The 18,242-nt window shown below is 68.3% G+C and carries 19 protein-coding genes and 1 pseudogene; 11 read left to right on the top strand and 9 right to left on the bottom strand.

Features of this window, described 5'->3' with window-relative positions; genetic code table 11:
- Positions 1 to 52: 52 nt before the first annotated feature.
- Genes EFK10_RS05065 through EFK10_RS05045 form a run of 5 tightly spaced genes read right to left on the bottom strand, consistent with a single transcriptional unit; the run spans position 53 to position 5,567 of the window.
- Positions 53 to 1,411: an ABC transporter substrate-binding protein gene (locus tag EFK10_RS05065; RefSeq protein ID WP_127354570.1), complete on the bottom strand. Its 1,359-nt coding sequence runs from the start codon at positions 1,409 to 1,411 to the stop codon at positions 53 to 55.
- Positions 1,412 to 1,463: 52 nt separating this feature from the next.
- Entirely contained in the window at positions 1,464 to 2,645 is a 1,182-nt protein-coding gene (locus EFK10_RS05060) for a mandelate racemase/muconate lactonizing enzyme family protein (protein ID WP_127354569.1), read from the bottom strand.
- Positions 2,642 to 3,640, bottom strand: a complete 999-nt coding sequence (locus tag EFK10_RS05055) for a DUF5107 domain-containing protein (protein ID WP_127354568.1) — start codon at positions 3,638 to 3,640, stop codon at positions 2,642 to 2,644. Before EFK10_RS05055 ends, EFK10_RS05060 begins: the two co-directional genes overlap by 4 nt.
- Positions 3,637 to 4,710 (bottom strand): zinc-dependent alcohol dehydrogenase, encoded by a 1,074-nt coding sequence (locus EFK10_RS05050; RefSeq protein WP_127354567.1) that lies wholly within the window; start codon positions 4,708 to 4,710, stop codon positions 3,637 to 3,639. The genes EFK10_RS05055 and EFK10_RS05050 overlap by 4 nt, the downstream gene beginning before the upstream one ends.
- A 50-nt stretch (positions 4,711 to 4,760) precedes the next feature.
- Positions 4,761 to 5,567, bottom strand: a complete 807-nt coding sequence (locus EFK10_RS05045; protein WP_164835825.1) for an IclR family transcriptional regulator — start codon at positions 5,565 to 5,567, stop codon at positions 4,761 to 4,763.
- Between the two features lie 170 nt (positions 5,568 to 5,737).
- Between EFK10_RS05045 and EFK10_RS49540 the strand changes: the two genes are divergently transcribed.
- Together EFK10_RS49540 and EFK10_RS05035 are read left to right on the top strand one after the other, a co-directional pair.
- Positions 5,738 to 6,415 (top strand): SpoIIE family protein phosphatase, encoded by a 678-nt coding sequence (locus EFK10_RS49540; RefSeq protein ID WP_127354565.1) that lies wholly within the window; start codon positions 5,738 to 5,740, stop codon positions 6,413 to 6,415.
- A gap of 405 nt (positions 6,416 to 6,820) precedes the next feature.
- Positions 6,821 to 7,447 (top strand): FMN-binding negative transcriptional regulator, encoded by a 627-nt coding sequence (locus EFK10_RS05035; protein WP_164835824.1) that lies wholly within the window; start codon positions 6,821 to 6,823, stop codon positions 7,445 to 7,447.
- A gap of 106 nt (positions 7,448 to 7,553) precedes the next feature.
- Here EFK10_RS05035 and EFK10_RS05030 read toward each other — a convergent pair whose 3' ends face one another.
- Both EFK10_RS05030 and EFK10_RS05025 read right to left on the bottom strand, forming a co-directional pair.
- Positions 7,554 to 7,733, bottom strand: coding sequence for a hypothetical protein (locus tag EFK10_RS05030; RefSeq protein ID WP_127354563.1), 180 nt, complete (start codon positions 7,731 to 7,733; stop codon positions 7,554 to 7,556).
- Between the two features lie 287 nt (positions 7,734 to 8,020).
- Complete coding sequence (locus EFK10_RS05025) at positions 8,021 to 8,944, bottom strand: alpha/beta hydrolase (protein WP_127354562.1); 924 nt, start codon at positions 8,942 to 8,944, stop codon at positions 8,021 to 8,023.
- 43 nt (positions 8,945 to 8,987) lie between these two features.
- Between EFK10_RS05025 and EFK10_RS05020 the strand changes: the two genes are divergently transcribed.
- The gene (locus tag EFK10_RS05020; RefSeq protein WP_127354561.1) at positions 8,988 to 9,464 is read left to right on the top strand and encodes a MarR family winged helix-turn-helix transcriptional regulator; all 477 of its coding nucleotides are present in this window, start codon (positions 8,988 to 8,990) and stop codon (positions 9,462 to 9,464) included.
- Positions 9,465 to 9,868: 404 nt separating this feature from the next.
- On the top strand, positions 9,869 to 10,216 hold the full coding sequence (locus EFK10_RS05015; protein ID WP_127354560.1) for a VOC family protein: 348 nt from the start codon (positions 9,869 to 9,871) through the stop codon (positions 10,214 to 10,216).
- A 27-nt stretch (positions 10,217 to 10,243) separates the two neighbouring features.
- Here EFK10_RS05015 and EFK10_RS49535 read toward each other — a convergent pair whose 3' ends face one another.
- Positions 10,244 to 10,363 carry an SDR family oxidoreductase gene (locus tag EFK10_RS49535; protein WP_322973281.1) on the bottom strand — a complete coding sequence of 40 codons (120 nt, stop codon included), beginning with the start codon at positions 10,361 to 10,363 and terminating at the stop codon, positions 10,244 to 10,246.
- 867 nt (positions 10,364 to 11,230) lie between these two features.
- Here EFK10_RS49535 and EFK10_RS05005 point away from each other — a divergent pair.
- The 7 genes and pseudogenes from EFK10_RS05005 (at position 11,231) to EFK10_RS04980 (ending at position 17,569) form a co-directional block, all read left to right on the top strand.
- On the top strand, positions 11,231 to 11,587 hold the full coding sequence (locus tag EFK10_RS05005; RefSeq protein ID WP_127354558.1) for a hypothetical protein: 357 nt from the start codon (positions 11,231 to 11,233) through the stop codon (positions 11,585 to 11,587).
- Between the two features lie 2 nt (positions 11,588 to 11,589).
- Positions 11,590 to 12,927, top strand: a complete 1,338-nt coding sequence (locus EFK10_RS05000) for a LysM peptidoglycan-binding domain-containing protein (RefSeq protein WP_127354557.1) — start codon at positions 11,590 to 11,592, stop codon at positions 12,925 to 12,927.
- A 56-nt stretch (positions 12,928 to 12,983) separates the two neighbouring features.
- Positions 12,984 to 14,864, top strand: coding sequence for a hypothetical protein (locus EFK10_RS04995; RefSeq protein WP_127354556.1), 1,881 nt, complete (start codon positions 12,984 to 12,986; stop codon positions 14,862 to 14,864).
- Positions 14,861 to 15,031 (top strand): hypothetical protein, encoded by a 171-nt coding sequence (locus EFK10_RS46990; RefSeq protein WP_164835823.1) that lies wholly within the window; start codon positions 14,861 to 14,863, stop codon positions 15,029 to 15,031. Before EFK10_RS04995 ends, EFK10_RS46990 begins: the two co-directional genes overlap by 4 nt.
- Before the next feature lie 1,151 nt (positions 15,032 to 16,182).
- Positions 16,183 to 16,542 carry a hypothetical protein gene (locus EFK10_RS04990; RefSeq protein WP_127354555.1) on the top strand — a complete coding sequence of 120 codons (360 nt, stop codon included), beginning with the start codon at positions 16,183 to 16,185 and terminating at the stop codon, positions 16,540 to 16,542.
- A gap of 89 nt (positions 16,543 to 16,631) precedes the next feature.
- Positions 16,632 to 16,955: pseudogene (locus EFK10_RS04985) on the top strand (IS6 family transposase); the annotation flags it as partial.
- A gap of 107 nt (positions 16,956 to 17,062) precedes the next feature.
- A complete protein-coding gene (locus tag EFK10_RS04980) occupies positions 17,063 to 17,569 on the top strand; it encodes an integrase core domain-containing protein (RefSeq protein ID WP_240676995.1) in 507 nt (168 codons plus the stop codon).
- A gap of 85 nt (positions 17,570 to 17,654) precedes the next feature.
- Here the strand turns inward: EFK10_RS04980 and EFK10_RS04975 are convergent, their stop codons facing one another.
- A complete protein-coding gene (locus EFK10_RS04975) occupies positions 17,655 to 17,915 on the bottom strand; it encodes a hypothetical protein (protein ID WP_127354554.1) in 261 nt (86 codons plus the stop codon).
- Positions 17,916 to 18,242: the final 327 nt, after the last annotated feature.

Here is an 18,242-nt window from a genome sequence, read left to right as displayed (position 1 = left end):
TGCGGCCACCGCGGCGGGGGCGGCTTGAGTAGTGGCTACGGGCATTGATCGGTCACCGCTTCCATGCCTTGAAGTCGTTCACCAGGGACCTGTCGGTCAGGCGGAGCCGCTCAACCTGGCTCTGCATGTCCGCCGCGGCCTGGTCCGCGGTCCGCTTGCCTTGCAGGACGAGTTGCACGTTGGTGAAGACGGCGTTGGAGTCCAGTGCGGCGGGGATGTAGTTCTCCAGGTACGGAGCCCCGTTCAGGGCCATTTGGAAGAGCTGGCGCTTGACGGGATCGGTCACCTTCGACATGTCGAAGCGGTCGTCCGCCGGCATGGAGCCGGTCTTGTCGTACCAGGCCTGCAGCCGCTGCGGCGAATGCATGAACTCGATGAAGTCGGCGTCGACCTTTGGGTACTTGGTCCAGGGGGTGATGCCGACGGTCTGCGAGGTCGTACCCATCTTCCCCGCGTAGGGGCCATTGCCGATCTTCGGCATGGTCGTGATCTGGACCTTGTCGGCTCCGACCTTCTTCACGAAGTTCGGTGCGTCCGTTCCGGCCGTGATGGTCATTGCCGCTTTACCGGACACCCACTGCTGCTGGGCCTGGTAGAGCTGCTGGGAGTTGATGTCGGCGTTCCAGCAGTGGTGGTCGACGGTTTCCTGCAGCCGCTGCCACCAGTCCGCGTGCATGGGGTCGGTGAACTTCTGCTGGCCGGTGACGGCTGCTGTCACATCGGATGGGGACGACACCAACTGGCCGTCGATCATGGAGTACAGCCAGCCTCCGAACCAGCCGTCCTTGACGCCGCCGGCGAGCGTCGTGATACCGGCCGCGTTGAGCTTGTCGCAGGTGGAGAGGAGGTCGGACCAGGTCGTCGGGGTCTTCAGCCCGTGTGCCGCCAGAACGTCCTTTCGGACCAGCACCGGGAACTGCGGGTTGACATACCAGGGCGCCGTAAGGATCTTTCCCTTGTAGGAGTCCTCGGTCGCCGCGTTCAGGTAGTGCTTGAGCTCGCTGGCGGGTATGTAGTCCGAAATCGGAAGGACGTGCCCCGCCCACGCGGGCTCCTGAGAGTTGATGCCGCCCCAGAAGTATTGGATGTCCGGGCCCTGGTTGGCCGCCGCGGCTGCCTGGAACGCCGGGATGAGACTGTCGGTTGTCTGCAGTACCGTTTCGATCTTGACGTTGGGATGCAGCTTCTCGTATGCAGCGACCGTGTCGGCGAGCCAGCCCTTGGCACCCGCGACTTCCTGCTCGCCCCACCACCAGATCACGAGCTTCACGGGGCCGGTCGGGTAGGTGCCTGCGGGCTTGCTGGCCAGCGTGCCACCGGAGGTGCGCGCCCGGTACGCCGCCGAACTGCATCCGGAGAGGGCGAGTAGGGCGGCACAGGTGACGGCGATGATGCCTTTGATTCGTTTCATCCGCGTACTCCGGTGGTCGGCCCGGCGCTGCCGCCGGGACGTAGAGCCAAGTTCAGGTGGTCAGGTCGGGCGTGCTGTAGAGGGTCTTGCCGCCCACGGTGATGTCGACGTCGAGCAGGTAGGGCCGCACGGCGTCGAGGTCGAGGGTCATGCCCAGCCCGGGCGCTTCCGGGGCCGCCACGCACCCGGACTCGTCGAGCGTGAGGTGGTTACGGGTCAGGTCCTGGGCGAGCGGCTTGGCCTCCACCGGGTACTCGCAGATCCAGTCGTCTCCACTGCCCGCGAACGGCTGCAGTGACGCACTGAGTGCCAGGTGTGAGGTGAAGGTGTGGTTGACGAACTGCACCCCGCGGGCCTGGGCGTACTTGGCGACGCGGGTGGCGTCACCGATTCCGCCGATGCGCCCGGTGTCGATCTGGGCGAAGCCGATACCGCCGAAGTCGATGAGGTGCTCGGCGAGCAGCGGGTTGTGTGCGCCCTCGCCGCCAGCAAGCCGCAGCCGGTCGCAGCGGTCCGCGAGAGCGCGGTAGGCGCCGAGCGCACCGGAGTTGAACGGCTCCTCCAGCCAGAGGACACTTGCATCCTCCAGCGCCGGCAGGCGCAGCGCGGCCGCCTCGACGTCCTCACCCCACACGGTGCCGGCGTCGACCAGGAGCACCCCCTCGGGTCCAAGGCCCTCTCGCGCTGCCTGGACCTGGTCGGCGTCGGCGGCCACGGTCGTGCGGCCGAACGGGCCCCAGCCGAACTTTGCTGCGCGGTAGCCCATCGATCGGACCGCGCGCGCCTTGTGCAGCGTCTCCTCGGGCGTGTCGCCGAACAAGGATGACGCGTAGGGCGTCTTGGGGTGAGAGCGGTCGTAGCCGAGCAGCTCGTAGACGGGCTGCTCGAGAGCCTTGCCCATCAGGTCCCACAGCGCGATCTCGATGCCGGAGAGGGTGTGCTCGGCCTGCAACAGGTCGAGGCTGTTCGCACGCACCGCACGCACGATCCGGCCGATGTCCCCGGGGCCGTCGAGCCTGGCTCCCAGCACCGAGTCGAGCACCGGGTGGCAGGCGCTGTGCGACATCGGGCATACCAGGCTGGCGATCGAGGGCAGCGGCGAGGCTTCGCATTCCCCCCATCCGGTGTGGTCGCCGGCTCGCACCCGGACCAGGAGCATGTCCTGGCTGCCGTCGCCGATGTCGTGGACGTCGGGCATCGACAGGTAGAACATGTCGACGGATTCGACCTTCACAGGGACTGTCCTTCCACGCCGCCGTCGGGTGAGATGCCCGAGACGCTGGCGATCTGGTCGTAGACAACTACGGTGAGGGCCGTCTCCACGGTCCCCCCGGCTGGGAGCACCTGGTGCGTACCGGCTTCGAGGCCCTCAGTGACGGACACGGGATAGCCGGTGCAGGGCTCGAGAATGAGGACCTCGTGGCCACGCCACCCGCCGTAGGACGCGAACAGCCAGCAGGATCGGAACACCCCGGGGTCGAACGACAGACCGATGCCGGTGCCGTCCTCGTAGGTCACCGAGCACCAGCCGCCGTCGAGTTCGGTTGCGTACTGGAACTCGCTCACCCGTGAGTCGGGTGGGAGCGTTTTGCTCATGTCGGTCGAGCTGCCATCGGGGCCGACCAGGTGCGGCCATGGGTAGGTCTCGCCCGGGCTGCCGGCGCGTGGAACTCCGAAGTCCTCGACGTACATCGTCCGGGCGCCAAGCCCGATGCTCGCCCGCTCACTGACGGGGACCGCAACGTGCTGCTTCCACAGGAAGGGCAGTGCCGTGTGGCCCTCGTTCGTGATCCGGGAGCGTACGCGCAGGTGTGACTCGCCCGAGCGCAGCGTCAGCGTCTTTTCGATGCTGCAGCCGGAGATCGGCGCCCGGAGGGTGAGGATGAGGCGCACCTCCTCGGGACTGCGCTCGACGGTCCAGTCCCAGGTGGAGGCCCACAGCTCGCCGTGATCGGGGTATGGCTCGCCGGCGAGTTCCTCTGGCACGTCGTTGGGGAACAGTTCGTCCCATCCGCCGAGGAAGACGTCGTCGTAGGTCGTGCCGAAGGGGATCAACCGTGCCTTGAGGCGCGGGTTGTGCCAAAGGAAGTCCCGACCGCTGCGTACGGCGGTGAGCTGCCATATCTTGCCGCCGAGTTCGGGCAGTACGACGACGCGGAGGAACTCGTTGTCCATCACGAGCGCCTGCAGCCCCCGGTAGCTCCACTCACTGCTCACACGAGCGCTCACGGACGTATTCCTTCCTTGTCGGAGTCGGAGTCGGCGTCCTCGCCGTCGTGTCCGGGCTGCAACAGCACCTTGGCTGCGCCGTCCCCGCCGACCAGCCGCGCGTACCACTGCGGTCCGTCCGACAGCGGCGCCACGACGACGCCCTCCCGCAGGCCGATCCGACCGGCCTCGAGCCACTGCAGTGCGGTGCGGAAGTTGGCCGTGGAGTACGCGAAGACCCCGCTGAGCGTGACCTGGGACCGGATGATCGAGTTGACCGGGAAGGACGTCTCGTCGTTGTGCAGCCCGACGAGGACAAGGTCGCCGCCGGGCACCGTGCTCGACAGGCAGTCCCTGCGGGTCTGCGGTGAGCCGACCGCGTCGAAGGAGACGTCGACTCCGCGGCCTCCGGTGGCCTCGAGGACGGCGGCGGTCACGCCGTCCGGCCCGGGCTGGACCGCAGTGGCACCCAGAGCAGTGGCCATCGCCAGCCGGGCTGGGTTGAGGTCGGCGACGAAGCGCTCGACTACGCCGTACTGCTTAAGGATCTGCAGGATGAAAAGCCCGATCGGTCCGGCGCCTATCACGAGCGCGCTGGAGGCGGGACCGACGCCGCTGGTCTCAACGGCCCGCAGGGCGCAGGCGGCGGGCTCGGCCATCGCGGCGTCGCGCAGGCTCATGCCGTCCGGCAGGGCGAGGACGGACGCGGCCGGTACGGCGACGAAATCGGCGTTGCAGCCGGGAAGGTGCGCGCCGAGCAGCTGCCGCTGTGGGCACAGCTGCTGGCGCCCTGTCACGCAGTACTCGCATTGCCCGCAGGTGAGGAGCGGGTTGACCGTCACCGGTGTACCGGTGGCCAGCCCAGCAGCGGCCGGCACGTCCTTACCGACCGACTCGATCGAACCGGAGAGCTCGTGTCCGAAGACCAGCGGCGGCTTGCGGAGGCTGTTGTGGCCGAGGAAGCCGCTGAGCTCGGAGCCGCAGATGCCGGAATAGGCCACCCGGATGAGCACCTCGTCGGGGCGCGGGGCAGGCGCCTCCACCTCCCGAAGGATCATGGTCTCCGGGGCCTCGTATACCAGGGCTTTCATTCAGCGGTCCTTTGGGGCTTGGCTGCGGTGGTCGGGGATGGTCCGCGCCGTCACAGACACCGCGTGGTACCCGGGCTGATCTGGCTGGGGTAGGACGACGCGCCGAGGCGCGTGGATAGCTCTCGTGCACCGGCCAGCAGCTGGTGAAGCAGTTCGTTGCGTCGCTCGTCGGGAAAGCGAGCAGTCGGCACGGACATGCTCATGGCCGCCACCAGGGCACTGGAGTCGTAGACGGGCGCGGCGATGCAGGCCAGCCCCACGCTCGACTCCTCGGTCTCGACGGCGTAGCCCCGCCGTCGCGTTTCCGCTAATCCCGCAAGCAGTCGAGCTGGGTCGTCGATGGTGTTCGGTGTCAGGCTGGGCATCTGCTCCGCAGTGGGATAGAGCTCCCGGACGGCCGAGTCGTCGAGCCCGGCGAGCAGGACCTTGCCGACGCCGGTGCCGTAGGCGGGGAAGCGCTGGCCGACGGCCGACACCATCCGCATGGACTGGCGGCCTTCCTCCTTGGCCAGGTAGACGACTTGCCCGCCGTCCAGAGCGGCGACGTGCATCGTCTCCAGGCAGGTGTCGACCAGTCGCCGGACGATGTCACGACTATCACGGATAAGGTCGGCATTGCGGGCATATGCCTGGCCAATTTCAAAGATGCGGTGCCCGAGCTTGAAAACGGACCCGCGGGCCGTAGAGCTCGCCGTGATGACGTGCTTGCGGGCGAGGGTCGCGAGCAGGACGTGCGCGCTGCTCTTCGGGCAGTCGAGCGCGGCCGCGATTTCCAACAGCGTCAGCCCGTCCGCGTGCGCGGCCAGCAGGTCAAGGACCTCAATCGTCCGCGACGCCGACTTGACGTCCCTATCCATGTATGTGGACTCCTGCTCAGAAATGTGGACTGGGTTGAGGAATAGTGCGCCTCTGCGGCTGGTCACGTCAAGACTTGGCGGCCTCCGTTGCCTTGAGCGTTGGCAAGATCGCGGCAGACTTGAGCAGAAGGGCGTCGCCCAGTCCTGGCCCATGCCTGCCTCCGAAGGTGATGGACGGCGACTTCTACGACGTCATCCCTCTGGGTGGTGACCGCTGGGCGTACTTCCTCGGTGATGTGTGCGGCAAGGGGGCCGAGACCACAGCCGGCACCTCCCTGACCCGCTGCACTGTGCGCGTGGCGGCTCAGCACCACAGCAACCACGTCGACGTCCTGGCCGCCCTCAACAGCGCACTGCTGCTGGACTCCTTCATCGGCAGCCGCTACTGTCCGATCTCCGTAGGTGCCGATCTTGCGGACTCCCGGCTTGTCGAACTTCTTGCCCCAGACCTGGATGACCCTCTGAACGGGGCCGTACTCGGGGCACCGGCAGGAGGGGCGGACGCGGAGGTCGGGCAGCGGCAGGCCCTTCTGGTGAAGGCGAACAGGATGCGATTCCGGTGCTGCGACGCGGCCTCGTTGTCCCGGGCCGGAGAGGTGGGCGGCGTTGACCGACGCGATCTGGGCGTTGTAGCCGAGGGCGTCCCACACGTTCAGCCACGCGTCGAACAGGTTCCAGCGGGTGGCGAAGTCCACGACGTTCTCCCCGCAGACCGCGTCGTAGTCGTGGACCTCGGCGGCACGGATGAGATCCCACGCGGTCGCTCGGGTGCGCAACCACTCCGGAGGCGGCGCCTGGTCGTCGTCCTCGGCCGCGTCGGCCCAGTGGCCGATGCCGGAAGAGACTGACGAACTCGGCGCGTGATTGCGCCAGACCCGGCCCAGGCAGCAGCCGGCGTCACAGGAGTCAGGCCAGTGGATGTGGGCGATGTCGCGGTCGGTGCGGGCGATGCTCTGGCAGCGGGGCCGACAGTCGTCGGTGTCGGGGGTGACCATGGGGTCGTCCGCCGAGCCCTGAGCTGACAGGCTGTCGGCAGCGGGTTGAGGACGCAGGTCATGCCTTCGCCGTGGTGGATTTGCAGGAACGGGTTTCCGAGCGTGTGTCAAGGGACACTGAGATCTCCCCACTGTGCTGGTCGACAAGAGCGCCGCACGAGATTGCTTCCCCTCAACGATGCCTGCCGATATGCCGTTTGCCTATGTTCTACAGGCCGGATCCGGTCAACACCGCCCTGCCCCTACCGAGGAACTCCCATGCTTGAACAACCCCTCTACGCGCTCAACGACCCTGCTGACATCCGGTCCCTCATCGCGGACCGCGCCTGGGCCACACTGGTCAGCCCCTTTCCGAACGGCGGACTCACCGTCTCCCACCTGCCCGTGGTCCTTGACCCCGATCGGGACGACAGCACGGTCCTGGGCCATCTGGCCCGTACCGATGCAGAGCTGCACGAGCTCGGCCGACACCCGGTCGTCCTGATCATCGAGGGGCCCAACGGCTATATCTCACCGAGCTTCTACCAGAGCGGGCCCTACGTTCCCACCTGGAACTTCGTCGTCGCGCACCTGCACGGCACACCCGAACTGCTCGGCGCGCAGCACACATACGACGTGCTCGACAAGACCGTCGACCACTTCGAATCCCGGCGGCCCAACCCGTGGCATCTGGCCGAGGTCGACGAGTACGCGCAGCACATCGCACCGATGACGGCAGGCTTCAGGCTCGCTCCCACCCGTACCGTCGGCAAGGCCAAGATCAGCCAGGAAAAGCCCCGCGACATCGCCCAGCGCGTCATCCAGGCCCTCGAACGCGACGACGACATCCACAGCAACCGGGAGCTGGCAGCAACCATGACCAGGATTCTGCCCCCGTCCCCCTGAACGCGGCACCACCCATGGCACACGCGCGCCTGCATCCGGCAACGCCTTACCGAGCGGCCATCGCCGAAGCCCGCACCTCAGCGGCCCGGCCCATTCCCCGGAGGTTTCACGACGCACCATCGCACCCGAACCCGGCGGCCTGCCACATCCCGGTGACGGTGCGCGGACCGTTCCCCGACAGCACCCCGGTGACCAGCGCCGCCATCGTCGTGAACGAGGGGGCGGTGAAGCACGGCCGCAGGACTTCCAGCACGATCAACAGGGATGACGGTACGGTCACCGGCACCTGGACCTCCCCGGTACGGCCACACACGACGCGCGGCGCATCCGCAACCTCCGGCAAGGACGGACACCGCGTATGGCCCGATCCGCCGCACCGCGTCCAGACCAGCCCACCCGGGGCGCCGTCACCGCGCGCCCTCTCCCACGCCCGCAAGAACTGGCCTGACACGGAGGTTCTCGTCCGCCACCACGGGCCGTTCTGCTGCTGCGGACGGTCGACTCGTGTTGCCGTCTTTTCACTGCGAAGCTCGGAGCCGGCCAGCCTGCTGTATGGCCAGACGGCTCCGAGATTTACCCGGCTGACGCGGCTGCTGTGTGGGGAATGTGGACGTGCTGCGTGAGGAACAGGGCTGCGCGGTCCAGTGCCTGGTCGGCCTCGTCGAGAACGCCGGCGAACGACTGGAACACGTGGGGTACGTCGGCGGTGATGTCGAGGATCACGTCCACTCCGACTGCGCGGGCGCGGGCGGCCAGGCGCGTGGAGTCGTCCAGCAGGATCTCGTTGGTGCCTACCTGGATGAGCATCGGGGGGAAGCCGGTCAGGTCGGCGAGGACGGCCGGGCTGAGCATGGGCTGGTGCGGGTCCTGCCCGGCGAGGTACATGGCTCCGGTGTGTTCCACGGACTTGCGGGTGAAGATCGGGTCGATGCCTTCCTTGGTGTCCATGCTCTTGCCCGTGCGGGTGGCGTCGAGGCCCGGGGAGAACGTCACGATGGCGGCGGGCAGCGGGAGGCCCGCGTCGCGGGCGGCCAGGCAGGTCGTGACGGTGAGGCCGCCGCCGGCGGAGTCCCCGGCGAACACGATGGCCGAAGGGTCCTGACCGCTGTCGAGGAGGGCGCGGTAGGCGCTCAGTGTGTCTTCGATCGCGGCCGGGAACGGGTGCTCGGGGGCAAGCCGGTAGTCCAGCGAGTACGCCCCGAAGCCAGTCTTGGCAACGAGGTGGCCCGTCAGCGACAGGGCGGTCTCGGGTGAGCCGAACACCCAGCCGCCGCCGTGGAAGTAGAGGATCGTCCCGGCGCGCGGCCCGTTGCCCGGCTCGACATGCAGTGCGGGCCGGTCGCCGAGCATTGTCTGCGTGGTGCGGATGCTGTCGGGCACGATCATCTGGGCCATCAGCGCCTTGAATCCGGCTCGGATCGCCTCAACTGACCTGGGGCCCTCGGGTCGCGGCTGCCGCAGCATCGCGTCGACCTGCGCGCGCTGTTCCTTGCTCATGAGTGTGCTCCCGCCGTAAGTAGCTTCCATTACACTATATGCCATGGCATCTAAGTCGAGCGGTGACGCGGTTGACCTCCCGGGCTTCTTCGCCGACCTGGTCCGATGCGAGACGCGTCTGTACAACGCCCTCAACGACCGTCTCCGTGAGCGGCACGGGATCGTCACCTCGCAATTCGAGGCCCTGCGCTACCTGCGCGACCACCCCGGGTCCCGCGTGGCGGACCTTGCCGCCGAATTCGCCATCGGCATCGGGGCGACCAGCAAGACCATCGACCGTCTGGAGAAGCAGGGATGGGCCGTCCGACAGCCGAATCCATCCGATCGCCGGTCCTCACTGCTGACCCTGACCGACGACGGCCTGCAGTTGGTCGACGCGGCAGAAGGGACCTTTACCGAGCGGTTGGCCGAGCTGATCGCAGATGCCCTCAAGGCGTCCCCCATGACGGCCGCCGCGCAGGCCCTCTCGGAGCTGCGTTCCGTCCTGGAGCGCGACCAGATCGGCACGCCCACAGGCTGACGCGTTTTCGCAACCCGTTCGAAACGGCAACGGCCAGGCATGGTCAGCCTCGGCGCACCATCAGGGTCTGCCCCGGACTGATGCCTCTTCGCGGTCCGCAACTGGGTGCCGTAGGCCGGGACGCGCGCTTATGCGTTCCGTGCCTGGCTTCTGGGTCGGCCCACCTGCCAACCCCTGGCTACCAGCTAACCTCACACACCGTCACCCGCAACCCAGTAGCCGATCACGAGAATGGCGAAACTTCAGCCATGAGCACCGTCCGAGCAAATCCGGACGATCATGAGCACCAGTGACGTTCAGTAGTGACGACTGCAACCCGATGAGTCTTGCGAGCTGATGGAGTCTGCCTTCCAACGGAAGCAGTCGTCTGGCCAAGGTTGATCTTGAGAGAGTGGGAGTCGGTCGTGCCTGTAGGGATTTTTGCGGGTATTGCAGTGCGTAACTACGAGAGCGCATTGGAGTGGTACAAGCAGCTGTTCGGCTTGGAGCCAACCTTCTACCCCAACGACGTCGAAGCGGTGTGGCAGCTGGCCGAGGACCGGTATGTGTACATCGTCGAAGACACCGAGCGTGCTGGCGGTGCGGTGAGCATGATCTGGGTGGACGAACCCGGTTCCGAGGTTGCACGGATCGCTGAGCGAGGGCTGCAGCCGGTAGAGGTGGAGAAGCACGGCAACGTGTGCAAGTGGGTGTTTCACGACTCCGACGGCAATGAGACGGGAATCGGTGGCGAGGTCTCACGGTCGGAGTAGTCCTCGACCGTTACTCCGGGCTATTAGTTAGATGGCGGTGCGGCCTCCGTCTGCTGCCAGAGTCGCGCCAGTGACGTAGCTGGCGCGGTCGCCGGCGATGAAGGCGGCGGCCTTGGCCGGTTCCGCGGTGCGGGACAGTGGTGTCATCTGGCCGACGCCCCCGCAACGGGGGCTGGTTTCTCGCGCACGAGCCAGCACCGCTCGACCTCTTCCGCTACCCGCAGTGACCACCGAGGACATCCGGCGGGGACGTTCTGCTCATGATCCGCCAACATCTGCGGTGCTCACCACGCGCGGATTCCCGTCTTTTGCCAGGAGCCCGTGCTCACGAAGCCGCGGTCCCTACAGGGAACCCGTGATGGTCCGATCGCTTCGGTCGCCGACGGTCCGCGCGCACGCGTCGGGGCAGGTGCTCTCGCCATGTCCATGACCGACTCAAAGGTTGTCACATGACCGATGCCTATCTCCGGGCAAACCCCCGCGACCCGCCTCAGCAGCCCCAGGAACCCCATAGGCGGTGGGGAGTTGACGTCGTAGGGTGTCATGTACAAAACACATCGCTACGACGCGATCACAGAACACGAGCGGGCCTGCAGGGCCCTGGGCGGCGGGGCGCCCCACCACACCGCCGGCCCGAACCAGCCGACTTCGGGGGAGGCGCAACGTGCCACGAGTTCCACACCAGACCACCAGCAGCATGCGGAGGCGCCGCCGATGGCTTGACGCACCGAGCCTGGCAACAGTGGTCCTGCTCACCGGCTGCGGCGGCCATCCCACCGACGGCGGCCCAGCATCGTCGCCAGCGGCGAGCGTGTCCGCCAGCCCGTCGGAGGATGCCGCGACCACTGCGGCGAAGAAGCAGGTCGTCGCGGCGTACACGAACATGATCGATGATCGAGCCATGAGCGGTGCGGGCCGAACGGTGCAGCGCCCGGGAGGTCTTCTTGAACCGGCCATGGGTGAACACCTCCGCGCTGTCGGGGACGTCATCTTGCCCTCTTCGATCATCAGCAGGTGCAGGGCGTCATCGGCCTGTTCGCCATCGTCGGGCTCGTCATCGACGGCGGCGGTAAACTCCAGGCCCTCACCCACGCCGAAGGCCTGGCGCAAGAAGCCGCCCGGGCCGGCGGTCAGGCCATCGACACCGGCAAAGCCGTCTCCGGCACCGGCATCGAAGTCGACCGCAACGCCGCCGTGGCCGCCGCCCGTAGCTACCTGCAGGACGCCGGAGTCACCGGCACCGTCAAGGTCAGCGACGACGGTGGATCCCTGCAGGTCACCGTCAACGAGCACTACGATCCCGTGTTCCTGGTCGGCGGCTCCTGGACCGTGACCGGCCATGGCAGCGCAAGCCTGATCTACCGGGGGTAGGCATGACCCGCACCACCACCTACGCCACCGCCATACTCCGCGGACTCCTGGCGCTGACCGCCACCGTCGCGCTACTGACAACCGTGCCATACGGGCTGTTCACCGTCGGCGTCCTGCCGCACCACCTTCCCGCGTGGGACGAGGTGACCGCAGCACTGACCAGCCCGGACAGCGGCCAGCTGTTCCTCGGCGCGATCACGCTGATCGGCTGGTACGGCTGGCTGTCCTTCGTCTGCTCCCTCGCCGTGGAGACAGTCTCGGCGCTGCGGCAGCGCAGCGCTCCCCGGGTGTTCGCCGGAACGCAGCAGCTGGCCAGCGCGCTGGTGAGCGGCATCATCCTGCTCCTGCCCACCAGCTCGTTCGCTTCCGCATCCGCGTCACCTCCCGCCCACGCGGCCACCGTTGCCACGTCATCGCAGCTCGCCGGAAGCGTCATCGCGCACGCCGACCAGGCCGCAGCCACCAAGGCCACAAGCACGAGCACCAAGTCGGTCTACACCGTCCGGGCTGGCGACTCCTTGTGGGAAATCGCCGAACGCTATCTGGGCAGCGGCGTGCGCTGGCACGACATCGTCGAGGAAAACGAGGGAATCCGGCAGGCCGACGGAAGCCTGATCACCGCCGACACCACCACGCTGACACCCGGCTGGACCCTGCGCCTGCCCGCCGACGCGAACTTCGCCGACCCCACCACGGACGGCACCAGCAACACGAAGGCCGGGAAGCACACCGATGGCGGCCACTCCTCCAAGGCCATCGGCGACGACGCCACCGGCTACACCGTGCGGTCCGGCGACAAACTGTCGCAGATCGCCCAGGACGAGCTCGGCGACGCCAGCCGGTACCCGCAGATCTTCAAACTCAACAAGGGCGAAGCCCAGCCCGGCGGACACCGCTTCACCAACCCGGACCTGATCTACCCCGGCCAGGAACTCGACCTCCCCGCCGCCGCCCACACCAGCAGCGACGGCGCCGGCACCCCCGACCGGGGCACGTCCGGCAACGGCGACGCTCCTTCCACCAACCAGGACAAGGGCGGCCAGCACGAGCAGACGGCCTCCCCCACCACACCAGGCGCCGCCACCACCGCCTCGCCCTCAACGACTTCGACGTCGACCACCACGCCGGCACCAGCACCAGCACCAGCACCGACGCTACCGCGAGCGCCAGCCCCAGCCCGGCCCAGTCGGCACCAGCCCAACAGGCGCCGGCATCCACCGCCCCGGCCTCACCGACCAGCCAGCCCACATCCGGGCCGCAGACCTCCGCGCCCACCACGGCAATTCCCCCCACTGCGACCGGCGTTGACGAAGGCTCCGACGACGCCACGCAGCCCGTAGTCCTGGCCGCCGGGATCGGCGCGCTGCTGGCCGCATGCCTGGCCGGAGCGCTGGGCGTGAAGCGCATCCTGCAGCAGCGCCACCGCCGTGCGGGCGAGACGATCGCCATCGACACCGACCCCACCCTGGTGGAACAAGTCATCAACGCCACCGCCGAGCCGTCCGGGGTCGCGCTGCTCGACACCGCGCTGCGCACCCTGGCCCACCACGCCCACACTGCCAGCCGGGACGTGCCCGTCATCCGGGGAGCACGCGTCACCGACCAGACCGTGCACCTGGTCCTCGACGAGGCGACCGAGCTACTACCGCCCTTCACAGCCGGCCGCACGCCGGGCACGTGGGCGCTGGATCCGGCCTGTCCGCTCCTGGACGGCGACACGGCCCACCAGGTGCCCGCCCCGTACCCGGGCCTGGTCACCCTGGGCGCCACCGAGGACGGCGAGCTGCTGCTCGCCAACTTGCTGAACACCGGCGCCCTGTTGCTCGACGGCGACCCGGGCGACCTCCTCGCGGTCACCCGGGCGATGGCACTCGAGGCGGGAACCAGCGGGTGGAGTGACCACACCGAGATCGTCACCGTCGGGCTGGGGGCACGGCTGGCGACGCTGCTACCCAAGGGCCGGGTACGGACCATGCCGCACCTGCCGTCCGTCATCGCCGACCTGGGCGCCCTGCTGGTCGAGGTACACCAGCAGCACGGCGCAGGCGGGGAGGCGCCGGAGCCGCTGCCGTGGATCCTCATCTGCGCCAGAGACGTCGACCCGGCGCAGGCCTGGCAGCTCGCCGACGCGGTCTCCGCCGCCCGCGACCTTCCCGTCGCCGTGGTCCTCCCCGCCAGCCAGGCCACCCGGCAGGCCTTCCCCGACGCCGAAGCCATCGCCGTCGCACCGGACACCCCGGTCACGCTCGCGCAGCTGGGCGCCGGGCCGGTGCAGCTGCAACGCCTCACCGACGACCAGTACCGGCAGTACGTCCACGCCCTCGAAGTCGCCGACCAGGACGCCCAACCCGCCACCGGCGCCTGGCAACTCGCCGAAGACCACAACCTGGCCGCCACCACGCCCCGCCCCGGCCCACACCCACTGCTCCTGAACACCGAAGGGGAGGACAACGAGGTCGCCGATCCCGGCACCTTCTTCCCCGCGCTGCTCGACTTCGCGGGCACACCGATCCGGCTGGTCACGTCCACAGCCGACGACTCCGATGGTGACGGTGAGGGAACAGCCCCGAGCGTGGTCGGCGCCGCGCCGGACCCCGAACCCGCTGCCGCCAACGCCGACGCGGACGGCCCCGGCGAGGACGTGGCCGCCGCCGAGCAGCTCCAGGGCGGCGATGCCGTGGGCGAGGGTGACCCGGATGCGCCGCGGATCGATGTGCTGGGGCCGATCCGGGTCACGGGGATCAGCGGCTCCGGCCACGGCCCCAGGGTCCGCGCGCTGGCAGCACTGATCTATCTGCGGCCCGGCCGCAGCGCCGAGGCCCTGTGCACGGCCATGGACCCGGTCTCCCCCTGGTCGACCCGCACCCTGCAGTCCCGACTGTCAGAAATCCGGAGCCGGTTCGGCGCGGCCCCCGACGGCGAGGCCTACCTGCCCCGGCCCAAAACGGCGGCTACACCTTCCACACCGGGATCCGCTCGGACTGGCAGGCCTTCCAGCACCTGGCCACCCGGGGACTGGCCGCCGGCCCCGACGGCGGCATCCCTGACCTGGAAAACGCCCTCGGCCTGGTACGGGGCAAACCGTTCGACGGCCAGGACTACCCCTGGGCGGACTCCATCCAGCAGAAAATGCTCTCCCGCATCGTCGACGTCGCCCACACCCTCGCCGCCTGGCACACCGACGGCGACAGCCCAGACCTGGACGCCGCCCGCCACGCCGCGCTGCGCGGCCTGGACATCGACGAGACCGCCGAGGTCCTCTACCGCGACTGGATGACCATCGAATGGGCCACCGAAAACACCGCCGGCATACGCAAAGCCATCACGCGGGTACAGCAGATCGCACGCTCGTACGACATGTCACTGGACACCATCACCGAGCAAACCATCGACCTGGTCCTGTCCCCCGACCGGCCCGAACCCGCCCACACCAGACGGGCCTGACCAGACGACAAATAGGTGCCGGACCGCGACGGGGGGACGCGGCCCAGCACCCAGATCCGCAGCGTATCGCTCACAGCTGTAGATGCATCGTTATGGCATCGCGTTCACCGATCCGAGGCTATGCGCACCCATCGTCGACCGTCTGACCTTGGATCCGGCGGGGCCCAACCAAGGCCGCCCGATCCGGCTGGCTCCGCCGCGCCAGCGAGCAGGCGGGCACCGCCGACAACCCCCGACCGGCCCGCTTCCGACAGGACGTCGGAGGGAAGACCGGCATCCTGCCCCGACCGCAGACCCAGGTCCGGCGCGTCGACCACCAACTCCGACCACTCCCGGTCAACCTGCCCCGGCAACATCCTCCCGGCCTGCCGCCACCGCAGAGCCACCGCCGCATAGATCGGCGGATCCGCCGCGAGATGAATCGGTCCGCCGTCGGTGCCGCCGGTAATCTCGCGCCACCTCCCGATCGGAACCACGACCTCCTGCATCACTGTCACGTCCCACCAACGATCCCGCACCCGAACAGGCAATCCCTCAAGGACACCTGTCACCCAACCGAGTGCACGCGCGTGCCCGCACCGCCGCCCGCCCCGGCCGGGCTCGGGGTGTCGAACATCAACCTGCGGCCTGGCCGACAGTACGAGCCGCCCCATTCGGCGCGGCCGACAGGCCGCGGGATGACTGACTTCATTTACAGGGGGCGGCCGCCCGGTTGAAGAATGCCGGGCAGCCGCCCCCCGGTGTTGCCCTGGGGATTTACTCGTCTGCGCGAGGACGCGCGCTGACGCCTATCGGTATCCGGGTAGTCACCAGCCGATGGTCAGGCAGGTATCGGGCCGGGTGACACGGACACCGGCGGCGAGACGGTCACCTCATTTTGCCAGGAGTCCTAAAGCAGGAGCGGTTCCCCTCCATAAACGACCTCCTGCCATGCGGTCTCGCAGCAGGAGGCACGAGAGTCCGGGCCCACAGGGAAGGCTCGGCCCCGTCAGGCTATGCAGCAGCGCGAACCGCCTGAACGGGCGCAGATCAGCAGAACGCTCAGCACGACCTCGAACTCCTCCGGCGGCCAGCCGCAACAGCTCGGCACCGCAGGCGTCCACGCCCACTGCCGACAGCTGCGACGAACGCCGCTGCGGTAAAGTCCGCGCATGCAGCCGCGACGTCACCGCATGCGCCAGCGGGAACGCCGCGACTCTGCACGGGAATGGATCCGTACCGGCGCGACGATCTCGGTGAAAAGCTACGCCAAGCGGTATGGCGTCGATCGGTACACCGCCTACGAAGACCTCGCCGCCCTCGGATTCGCGTTGCCCGGCACAGCGCGGCAGTGGTCGCAGCGCCCGCCAGCTACCCCGCGCCGTACCGCCGAACGCTGCGCCGACCAGGTCGACGACGAGTGGTGGATCATGCTGGACGGCAGATTGTTCCTCTTGATGGGCTACACCTCGAACGGCGCGCCCTACGGGATGTTCACCGACGAAACCCCGCCTTACGACGATCCACTGTGAAGACTCCGGAAGGCGTCGTCAAGTTGAGCAGGGCGTCTCGGGTCTGGGATGATCGCCGGGTTTGCTGATCTTCCCGGGGAGGGGTTGTGGTGGAGTCGGGGTCGCCGTCGTACAGGGGGTTCCGGTTCCCGGCGGAGATCATCTCCCATGCGGTGTGGCTGTACCACCGCTTCCCGCTGTCCTTCCGCGAGGTCGAGGAGCTGCTGCTCGCCCGCGGGGTCATCGTCTCCCACGAGACCATCCGGCAGTGGTGCGACCGGTTCGGCCCGCAGTACGCGGCCGCACTGCGCCGCCGCCGGCCGCAGGCCGGCGATAAATGGCACCTCGATGAGGTGTTCATCAAGGTCAACGGGGTGCGGCAGTACCTGTGGCGCGCGGTGGACCAGGACGGCAACGTGCTGGACATCCTGGTCCCCACCTCGGCGAAGCCCCAGCGTGAGGCCGACCTGGCGCCAGTTCCTGCGCGCCCAGGCTGCAGGCCCTGCTCGCCGCGGACTTTTTCCACGACGACACCGTCAACTTGAAGCGGCTCTACGTGTTCTACGTCATGGAGGTCGGCACCCGCACCGTGCACATCCTCGGCGTCACCGCCCGCCCCACTTCGGCCTGGGCCACCCAGCTCGCCCGCAACCTCCTGGCCGACCTCGGCGAGCGCGCCCCCGGATTCCGCTACCTGCTAAGCGACCGCGACAGCCGGTACACCCACGCGTTCGACGCGGTCTTCACCGCCGACGGCATCGAGATCTTGAAGAGTGCGCCGCAGACGCCGCGGCTGAACGCTCACGCTGAGAGGTTCATACGCACCGCACGAGCCGAAAGCACCAACCGGCTGCTGATCTACAACGAGCAGCACCTGCGCCACGTCCTCGCCGAGTACGCCCGCCACTACAACTGCGGACGGCCGCACCGCGCGCTGCACCTTCGAGCCCCTGCCCACGATCCAGACGTCATCCACTTCCCCGCCCAGCGGATCCAGCGCCACGACGTCCACGGCGGGCTCATCCACGAGTACCGCAACACCGCCTGACGAAGATCACGAGAGCCGGCGAAAACGCAGGTCAGCGCAGGCGCGGAACTTTTGGAACCGTACAGGCTCCGGTCATACGGAATGCTCAGTTCTTTGTGGCCCGGAGGATGGTAAGGATCTCGGTGAGCATCTGGCCCTGGTTGGTCAGCAGCTCGGTGTGCTCGTCCTGGACGCGGGAGAGTTTTTCCAGCAGCTCGGTGCGGGCCTGCTCGACCTGCTGCCGCTGCCGCACCGCCAGAGCCTCCGTGCGGTCCAGGATGTCCTGGGTCTCGGCGAGGCGCTCCAGCGCGGCGACCCGACGGGCGAGCTGTTCGTCAGCGTTCTCGTAGATCGGGTCTTCAGACACCGGGCTGGGCTCCGTTCGGAAGGGGCGGGGCCGCGTACGGCCTGTCTGATTATGCCAGTGCCCCGGCCCGCACGGCGAGAGCGCCCAGCCCTGCTCACCTGTGGGACTCTGTCGCCCGATTCTGGGGGTCGGCTGACGTGCAGGTTCGCGGGGTGGGATGGTGTTGGGGACCGGCCTGTTCGCGGGGAAGTGAGGAGGATCGGCGCGGTGTCGCTGAATCCTGTTCCTGCTCGTGAGATCCCTGAGGTCACGGTGCGGGTGGCCCGGGCGGCGTTTCCCAGGGGCTGCCTGGCGATGCGGGTCCGCGACGAGCTCGGTGTCCTGTTG

The sequence above is a fragment of the Streptomyces soli genome (assembly GCF_003999195.1).
Taxonomy (GTDB): Bacteria; Actinomycetota; Actinomycetes; order Streptomycetales; family Streptomycetaceae; genus Actinacidiphila; species Actinacidiphila soli.
This window is presented reverse-complemented; position numbering and strand designations above follow the sequence as displayed.